Raw genomic sequence first — 9,211 nt, forward strand, 5'->3', positions numbered from 1 at the left:
CAAATTAAATGCAGTTGACGAAATTTCTTAACTATTTATTATCTGTAACTTACAAGCTTTGACAATTTTGTTATAAAGTTCGAGTGGATTAAATGGTTTTCCGATCACATCATCAGCACCAACTTCAAAAGCAGCTTTTTGCTCATGCTCCATCACTGAAGCTGAAATAGTAATAATCGGAATGTTACTCAGTTTGGGATTGAGACTGTTCCTTATTTCAGTGATCGCTTCAAAACCACTCATAATCGGCATATGAGTATCCATTAAAATCAAGTCGTAATCATTGCTTTCAAGAGCTTCTAGTGCCAGTCTGCCATTTTTTACGATAGTGACATTGCATTCCCATTTACGTAGCATATGGGCAAGCATAAAACTATTTAAGTCATTATCTTCTGCAACTAAAGTGTTTAGATTGCTTAGTTTAGGCAGTTGTGTGTATTGAAGGTTTTCTTTTTTCTCATCCAATTTCTCCGCTATTACTTCTTCCATTTCAACAATAAAAGTGAAAACAGACCCTTGTCCGTAATTACTTTCTGCTTTCACTTCTCCATCCAATAATTTTGCCAATCTTTTTACAATAGCCAATCCCAATCCTGTACCTCCAAATTTTTTGGTTATACGATCATCGCCTTGTTCAAATTCTTGGAATATTTTTTCAACAGATTCAGCCCTAATACCTATTCCTGTATCTTTAACAGCAAATGCAATAGTATGTTTGTTATTGTTGTGGGATATCGTGTTCACCGAAAATTCAATAGACCCATCATCTGTGAATTTTAGTGCATTAGAAATAAAGTTAGTTAGAATTTGTTGTAAACGTAAGGAATCAAAACGTACTATTTTAGGAAGACTATCATCAAAAGTGATATCAAATTCCAAGCCCTTACTTTCAGCTTTTAGTCTGAAAATATTAGCTGTTTCGTGAACAAGATCCTTTAGATTGAAGTTTTCAAATTCAATCTTTAACATGCCTGAATCGATCTTGGAAATATCTAAAATATCGTTAATAATCATCAACAAGGAATTGGATGCGGTATCCAATCTCTTGACCCAATCCATTTGCTCTTCATTCAGAGGAGAATTTTTGAGCATATGCATGATTCCCATAATGCCATTAATCGGCGTACGAATTTCATGACTCATGTTTGCCAAGAAAATTTCTTTGGATTTCCGTGCGTGCTCTGCTTCTCTGTTGGCTTGAATCAGCGCAATTTTGGACTGTTCTAATTCGGCATTCTTGTGAATGATCTCTTCTTGTATTTCGACTTGTTTTATAAAGGCGTTTACTTTTGCGATGGTAATCTCAGGATTAAGTGGTTTGTACAAATAATCCACAGCTCCACTTTGGAGACCTTTGATGAGATATTTATCTTCTTTGGAGATAGCCGTTACCATAATAGCAATGATGTGGCTGGTCTTAGGATTAGCTTTTAACAAAGAGACAAATTCAAAACCGTTAATATCAGGCATTTGAACGTCTACCAAAGCGATTGAAATGTCATTTTTCCAACAAAGTTTCAAGGCTTCATTTGGATCCGTAGTGCTGATAATATTGACATTGTCAATATCCGCCAATAAGGCTTCCAAACTGATGATATTTTCTGCTTTGTCGTCAAGTATCAATAAATTGACTTTTTTCATGACTTTTAATTTAATTTGTTGAAAAACGATATTATTTGAGAATCATTCCATATTTCTGGATTTATTGTCTCTCTTTGACCAGCTAAAGGCATGGTTTGTATAGGTGCTTGGTTAGGGTCTTGAATAATGATTTTGCCTCCATATTCTTCGACCACGTGCAGTCCTCTTGCGCCGTCACTATTTGCTCCTGATAGCAAAAAAGCGGTGCACTTATCTTTATATATTTGTGCAGCTGTCTCAAAAAGAACATCGATCGATGGTCTGGAGTAATTGATATGCTCCGAGCCATCTAGCGAAAAAGTAAAATCTGGTTCTACAAGTAAATGATAACCTGCAGGAGCAAAATATACATGGTTCATACAGATGTCCATTTTATCTACAGCTGACAGTATATTTCTTCTCAATTTTCTTGATAAGCTTTTTTCTATCTGCGTATCATACTGCCTGTTACGGTGTAATACGATGCAGATTGCAGCTTGGAAATAACTCGGCAATTGTTCAAGAAGCTCAGCAATAAGTGTATATGATCCAGCAGAGCCTCCAATTAATATTATTTCGGTTGCAGTCGGCATTATTTTATCTTTTGATAGATGTTGTATTTTTTATCAATCACTTTAAAATTATCTTTTATCTCGTGCGCATATAAGCTTTCTTTTGATCCCAAACATAAGAAACCAAATAGGCTCAGCGAATCGTAAAAAAGTTTTAAAACTCTTTTTTGCAAATCCTTATCAAAATAAATCATCACATTTCTACACATAATCAATTGAAATTCATTGAAAGCATGATCAGAAACTAGATTGTGTGTAGAAAATAAAACCTTGCTTCTGTATTCTTTATTTATAATGGCGGCATCATACATGGCGGTGTAGTGGCTTGAAAAATCTGAAGTAGGGCTTGTTTGTAAATAATTCTCCGTGTAAGATTTGATCTTATTTAGTGAATAAACTCCTTTACGTGCTATTTCTAAAGCTTTTGGGCTTATATCGGTTCCATAAATAAAGCTTCTGTCTAAGATATTTGTTTCATTCAACAAAATTGTCGTCGAATAAGCTTCTTCGCCCGTAGAACAGCCCGCACTCCATATTCTGATTTGAGGATATGTTTTCAGGTAAGGAATAACATTCTTTTTCAAGGAAACGAAAAACTGCGGATCTCGAAACATCTCGGTTACGTTTACCACGAGTTCTTGAATAAAGTAATTGTGAAAATCTTTGACATTCACAATGGCGTTTTTTAAGTCCACCAAATCCATTTTCTCCACTTGGAGAAATCGCTCTACCCTTCTTTTTAGAGACGACTTAGAATATCCCGAAAGGTCTACTTCAGAAATATTCTGAAGTAGATAAATGATTTCTTCTAACTCCTCAAATTCAATTAAAATGGTATTTTTTATCCCAGCCATACTTGCATTAATGACGTCAACTTATCAATATCAATAGGCTTGCTTACATAATCGTTAGCACCTATTTGTATTGATTTTTCCCTATCTCCCTTCATTGCTTTTGCCGTCACGGCCAAGATCGGAAGGTTCTTGTATTTTAACTCTTCACGGATAATCTGTATAGCTTCGTAACCATCCATTTCTGGCATCATAATATCCATTAACACGATATCCACACCGTGATTTGGATTTTTAAGTATATCAATAGCTTCTCGACCATTGTTAGCTATTTCGATATGCATATCGTAGCTCTGTAAACTTGTGGATAAAGCGAATACATTTCGCATATCATCATCCGCAATTAAAACCCGCTTACCATTCAAATTGTTAGTTTGGGTAATAGTTGGAACGGTAGCCACAGGTTGTTGTGTATTACTATTCAATTTATTCAAGAATAAATTTACTTCATCAATTAAACGGTCGCTTGACTTGTCCGATTTCAAAATAGTTGCTCGAGCATCCGTTAGAATCTTGTCATATTGTTCTTTTGGAAGCTCATAAGCCGTGTTAATTATGATGGGAATCTGTGCTAAAGCCTCATTTGTTTTTATTTTTTCGATCAAGTCTAGACCATTTCCATCTGGAAGGCTTAAATCCAAAATGATGCAGTCTATATTTTGTTCGGTATTCAATTTTGCCCACGCGGAGTTCAATGAGAATGTTTGAATCACGTTAATATTGTGTCCAGAAAATGAATTCTTGATATAATCACTTTGCAATTCTTGATCTTCTACTAAAAGAACCTTTTTAACCGAGTTATTTAGATTAATATTAATGTTTTCAAAAGTGCTCTGAATAGTTTCTTCTGTGACAGGTTTATGCATAAATCCGATGGCACCGTGCTCAATAAAGTCTTTTTTAGAGAAGGTTGCCGCCGACATCATATGAATTGGAATATGCTTTGTACTTTCGTCATCTTTCAATACGCGTAGCACTTCCCAACCATCGGCAATAGGTAGCATGACATCTAAGATAATTGCACTAGGCCGATTTGCTTTCGCTAACTCAATGCCTTTGGCACCATCATGAGCTAGAATCACATCAAAGCCGTAATCTTCTGCAAAACCTTTCAGTATATCGGCAAAATTTATATCATCTTCTATAATCAAAATAGTTTTTGAATCACCATTTGGCGGAGAAACTACCGGTTTATTCACTACAGGACCTTCTGGCTGTTTTGCTACAGGTTTTGGTTTAGAAGAAGGAATTTCAATTCTAGCAGGAGCCGGTTTATTTACGAAAGCTTCAGCCGTTTGAATAGGTATAATTAAGGAGAATTTACTTCCTACACCGATTTCACTTTCCAACGTAATACGCCCGCCTAATAAACTAGCAATTTCTTTACTGATAGAAAGACCTAATCCAGTACCGCCGTATTTTCGGCTTGTAGATCCATCTTCTTGTCTGAAAGCCTCGAATATTAAGTCTTGTTTTTCTTTTGAAATACCTTTTCCTGAATCGATTACATCAAAACACAAATTATTGGACTGTAAACTTACTTTTAATTCGACCTTTCCTTCAGGCTCGGTAAATTTGAAAGCATTGGAAAGGAAATTTTTAAGCACTTGTTGCAATCTGTATTCGTCAGATAGGAATTCTACAGGAACTTTTTTATCAATTGAGGTTTTGAAATTAATTTTCTTGTCTTTGGCTATCGCCTTGAAAAGATCTTCCACATCTTTAATAAATTCAACAGAATTTATCTTCGCGACATTTAGATCTACGTGACCCGCCTCAATTTTTGCTAAATCTAATAGTTCATTAATCAGCTCAAGTAAATCTGCTCCGGCATCGTGAATCACTTTTGCATATTTCACTTGCTCATTGTTCAGGTTTTTATGCTTATTATCTTGGAGTAATTTAGCTAAGATCAGAATACTGTTTAATGGAGTACGTAATTCATGACTCATATTTGCCATGAATTCTGATTTGTATTTACTAGCTAGCTCTACTTCAAGGATTTTTTGTTCAACAAGTTTTTGTGTTTCGTTCAGATCTTGATTTCTTATCTCAAGTTCTTCTGCTTTTTTGTTTAACTCAATATTTGTTTGTGTTAATTCTTCTTGTTGTACGCGTAATTCTTCCTCAGAAGACTCTAAAAGATTTGTTTTATGAACTAATTCTTCGTTCGTAATGCGAAGTTCTTCTTGTTGAGCTTCCAGTTCTTCCGTTTGACGCTGTGTCTCATCCAATAATTCCTGAACCAACAGGTGGCTTTGACCAAATTTAATACGCGTAGCAATTGTTTTGCTTATGCGGGTGAAATAGTCATTGTATGTGTTTCTATTCTCATCATTTAGATCCGCTACCGCAATTTCGATAAGACCTAAGGTAGAACCATCATGTATCAATGGACAGTAGATAATAGAATATGTAGTATCTTTTACCAACGAACTTTGAATATTTAGATGTGCTTTATTTTGATTTTCAAGAATAACATTGACTTTGTCTTCTGTTATTTTACCCAAAAATCCATCTCCCGAAATAAATTGTTTTACGGCCAAATCCTTATTTACGCCGTGACCAACGCATAATTTAAAAAGTTCGGTATCAGGTTTACGGATGTAAATAGCGATGGCAGGAGAATCGATATTCTTGTTTAAAATATTTACAACGACTTCGCAGATTTCTCTTTCTTCATCCAAACCACTGATTCCTTCGGAAACCATTGAACTTTTTTCAAGTATCCAATTTGATTTCTCTATCTCATTTTTGGCTTCTAAAAATTCATTATTTATGGCTATAAGATCTTCACTTGCCTTCTTGAGATTATTCATAGCCTTAATTATCCTGTTGAAGGTAAATAAGATGAAAGAAAATATTATTATGATAAGGCCAAGTATAATGTATTTTGCAACATTAAATGCAGCCTCATTTTTAGCGATTCTCTCAACACGGTAATCAACTATATTTTTAATAAAAGTATTAACAACATTTATCGTTGATTCATCTTGGCGATTCCAATAATTGATTTGTTCTTCGTTACTTTTTATACCAGGATCTTCAGTTTCCTTAATTATGTTTTCAACATGTGTAGACAAAAATCCCACAAAAGCATTTTCATCTTTGAAAAGTTGAAGCTTAGTAAGTTCATTGGAAAGCGAAGTTATTAAACTTTTAATCTGTTGATTATGCGTATTGGGATTATATACTTCCTTTATATTTGCATTAATCAATTCCTTCAGATCCGCATTAATTGCTGTAGAAATGTACAACTGCTCTTGAGAATGATTTAATATTTCTTCATTCTTTTTAAGAAAAGTATTAATACTGTAGAATAGATAAACTGCCCCAATCAGCATTATCAATAGTGAAACTATACTACTCGTAATGAGCTGACTTTTTAATTTGTCATTTTTAGTCATAATATGTTAATGTTCAGTTTGTGTTTTATTTATATTTTTCAATCAAGTTAAGGCTGTGTGTAGCTCAGAAAAAATGTTTTCCAATAACTTAAGTAAATGAATTGATATAAGTAGAAGGCAATTATAATCTAGATTTTTATAAAAATAAAAGAATAATACATTTTTTGTGCAAAAAATGTATTAAATAAATATAATTAATATCTTTAGAAAAGTGATTATTGATTTAAATAACAATTTATGAATCCAGAAATTAGTGTTATTCTTACGATAATCGGTGCGGTGGTTGCCCTATCGATTCTGCTTTATTTATTACCCGTAAATTTGTGGTTCACGGCGCAATTATCAAATGTGCGTATTAGTCTATTGAATTTAGTGCTCATGCGTTTGCGTAAAGTGCCACCTTCCTTAGTGACTAATGCGATGATTACATCGACTAAGGCAGGTCTACGTATTACAACCAACGAAATCGAAACGCATTATTTGGCTGGTGGAAATGTAAACAAAGTGATAAAGGCACTTATTTCGGCAGACAAAGCTAATATTCCTTTGGACTTTAAATTGGCAACAGCCATTGATTTGGCTGGTCGTGATGTATTTGATGCGGTACAATTATCAGTAAATCCTCGAGTAATCAATACACCTCCAGTAGCAGCCGTAGCAAAAGATGGTATTCAGTTAATTGCCAAAGCACGTGTAACCGTTCGTGCGAATATTAATCAATTGGTGGGTGGTGCTGGTGAAGAAACGATTCTTGCTCGCGTAGGAGAGGGGATAGTAACAACCATTGGTTCTTCTACGGACCACAAAGAGGTATTAGAAAATCCGGATCGTATTTCAAAAACTGTACTATCCAAAGGTTTGGATTCTGGAACAGCGTTTGAAATTCTTTCGATTGATATCGCCGATATCGATATTGGTGAAAACGTAGGTGCAAAATTGCAAACAGATCAAGCAGAAGCGGATCTTAAAGTGGCAAATGCACGTGCGGAAGAACGTCGTGCTATGGCAGTAGCCACAGAACAAGAAATGCGTGCGAAAGCACAAGATGCAAAAGCGAAGGTAATTGAAGCTGAGGCACAAGTACCATTAGCCATGGCTGAGGCTTTCCGTAATGGTAATTTAGGAATCATGGATTATTATAAAATGCAAAATATACAAGCCGATACGGATATGCGTTCATCTATCTCTAATCCAAAGGGTAACGAAAAGAAATAATTGGTATAAAAAACAAAACCTTGACGATGGGCGCCAAGGTTTGCTACTAACCAATTATAAACCTAAATTATGAAAAGACTTCTTTATGAACAATTCAAATAAACTACTTCCGAATTGTTGATACAAAGGTACATCAAGAATCGACACGTGTCAATACTTTTAGGTATAAAAGTTGTAAAAACAACTATTTTCTGACAGTTTTATGATTATTGAGTGAATAGCTAATAATTAGGTGTCTTTTTCGAGTAAATAATAATTTTGTGAAGCTGAAAATTAAGTAGTTACTTTGGCTCAATATGATTTATACTAAGTTGAAAAGCGTTAAATGCGTAGTCCTTGATGTGGATGGCGTATTGACCAATGGAGATATTTTAGTGACGGAGGAGGGAAATCAACTTCGCACATTTAATGTAAAAGATGGCTATGCTATACAATATGCCATCAAGCAAGGGGTGGATATTTTTGTAATTACAGGTGCTAAATCTCAAGGAGTTAAGTTGCGGTTTGAAGGATTAGGTGTTAAGGAAACATTTTTGGGTATTAGCGACAAATGGACGTTGCTTCGAGAACTTTTGGAAAAATATGATTATAATACAGAGGAAGTTCTTTTTGTAGGAGATGATATGCCTGATTATATATGCATGCAAAAAGTAGGCATTGCCGTTTCGCCTGCAGATGCCGTAGAAGACATAAAAAAAGTAAGTAGCTATGTTTCTAAACTTAAAGGAGGGGAAGGTGTAGTGCGTGAGATTTTAGAAAAATTGCTTCGATTGCAAGGCAAATGGCATGTAGATGTATTAACTCCAAGCGTATAATATGTTGAAGAATTACTTACAAGATATAAAAGTTGTACTCGGTTCTCAATCACCTCGACGAAAAGAACTTTTAGCTTCCTTAGGTATAGATTTTGATGTTATCATAAAAAGCGTAGACGAGTCTATACCATCTCATGTAAATTCTTCTGAAGCGGCTGAATATGTAGCTTTGAAAAAATTAGAAGCTTTTGATGCAGCCGAATTTCAGGATGTCTTGATCATAACTTCAGATACTGTGGTGGTAGATAATGCAAATAATGTGTTGGGAAAACCTTCTTCAGCTGAGGAAGCTAAGCAAGTAATTTCATCACTTTCTGGAAGATCTCATATAGTATATACTGGCGTTGGTTTAGCTTACAAAGGCAAAAAGTCTCATTTTACGGATAAAACGACAGTGCATTTTGAGGATTTGACCCCAGAAGAAATCCAATATTATGTTGATAGATATAAACCTTTTGATAAAGCAGGAGCTTACGGTATTCAAGAATGGATTGGACGTATTGCTGTTTCCAAAATTGAAGGTTCTTATGAGAATGTAATGGGTTTGCCTACAGTACGAGTTTATCAAGCGATCAAAGAAATAATAAAATAAAAGGTGGGATTACCTAGTCATGGTCGGAAGAAATTCCGACCATTTTTCATGTTTTGAAAACTTTAGCTGGGTCTCCTCCTGCAAATATTATTAGAATAGCAGTTATCATATCTCTAAGCTCCATTGCTATTCTTCGTTT

General features: G+C 34.8%; 7 protein-coding genes. 3 read left to right on the forward strand and 4 right to left on the reverse strand.

Features of this window, described 5'->3' with window-relative positions:
- Positions 1-27: 27 nt before the first annotated feature.
- The 4 genes from H8B04_RS15045 to H8B04_RS15060 are packed head-to-tail and all read right to left on the reverse strand — an operon-like array spanning position 28 to position 6,450.
- Complete coding sequence (locus H8B04_RS15045) at positions 28-1,641, reverse strand: response regulator (protein ID WP_165292379.1); 1,614 nt, start codon at positions 1,639-1,641, stop codon at positions 28-30.
- Between the two features lie 5 nt (positions 1,642-1,646).
- Positions 1,647-2,213, reverse strand: a complete 567-nt coding sequence (locus tag H8B04_RS15050) for a chemotaxis protein CheB (protein WP_165292380.1) — start codon at positions 2,211-2,213, stop codon at positions 1,647-1,649.
- A complete protein-coding gene (locus H8B04_RS15055; RefSeq protein WP_165292381.1) occupies positions 2,213-3,046 on the reverse strand; it encodes a CheR family methyltransferase in 834 nt (277 codons plus the stop codon). Before H8B04_RS15055 ends, H8B04_RS15050 begins: the two co-directional genes overlap by 1 nt.
- Positions 3,034-6,450 (reverse strand): hybrid sensor histidine kinase/response regulator, encoded by a 3,417-nt coding sequence (locus tag H8B04_RS15060; protein WP_165292382.1) that lies wholly within the window; start codon positions 6,448-6,450, stop codon positions 3,034-3,036. Before H8B04_RS15060 ends, H8B04_RS15055 begins: the two co-directional genes overlap by 13 nt.
- Positions 6,451-6,687: 237 nt before the next feature.
- On the opposite strand from H8B04_RS15060, the gene floA reads away from it, so the two are divergent.
- The 3 genes from floA to H8B04_RS15075 all read left to right on the forward strand — a co-directional run bounded on the left by floA (position 6,688) and on the right by H8B04_RS15075 (position 9,072).
- A complete protein-coding gene (gene floA, locus H8B04_RS15065; protein WP_190302866.1) occupies positions 6,688-7,665 on the forward strand; it encodes a flotillin-like protein FloA in 978 nt (325 codons plus the stop codon).
- A 296-nt stretch (positions 7,666-7,961) separates the two neighbouring features.
- Positions 7,962-8,480: a KdsC family phosphatase gene (locus tag H8B04_RS15070; protein ID WP_165292384.1), complete on the forward strand. Its 519-nt coding sequence runs from the start codon at positions 7,962-7,964 to the stop codon at positions 8,478-8,480.
- A gap of 1 nt (position 8,481) precedes the next feature.
- Entirely contained in the window at positions 8,482-9,072 is a 591-nt protein-coding gene (locus tag H8B04_RS15075) for a Maf family protein (protein WP_165292385.1), read from the forward strand.
- Positions 9,073-9,211 lie beyond the last annotated feature (139 nt).

The sequence above is a fragment of the Sphingobacterium litopenaei genome (genome assembly GCF_014692495.1).
GTDB classification, from domain to species: Bacteria; Bacteroidota; Bacteroidia; order Sphingobacteriales; family Sphingobacteriaceae; genus Sphingobacterium; species Sphingobacterium litopenaei.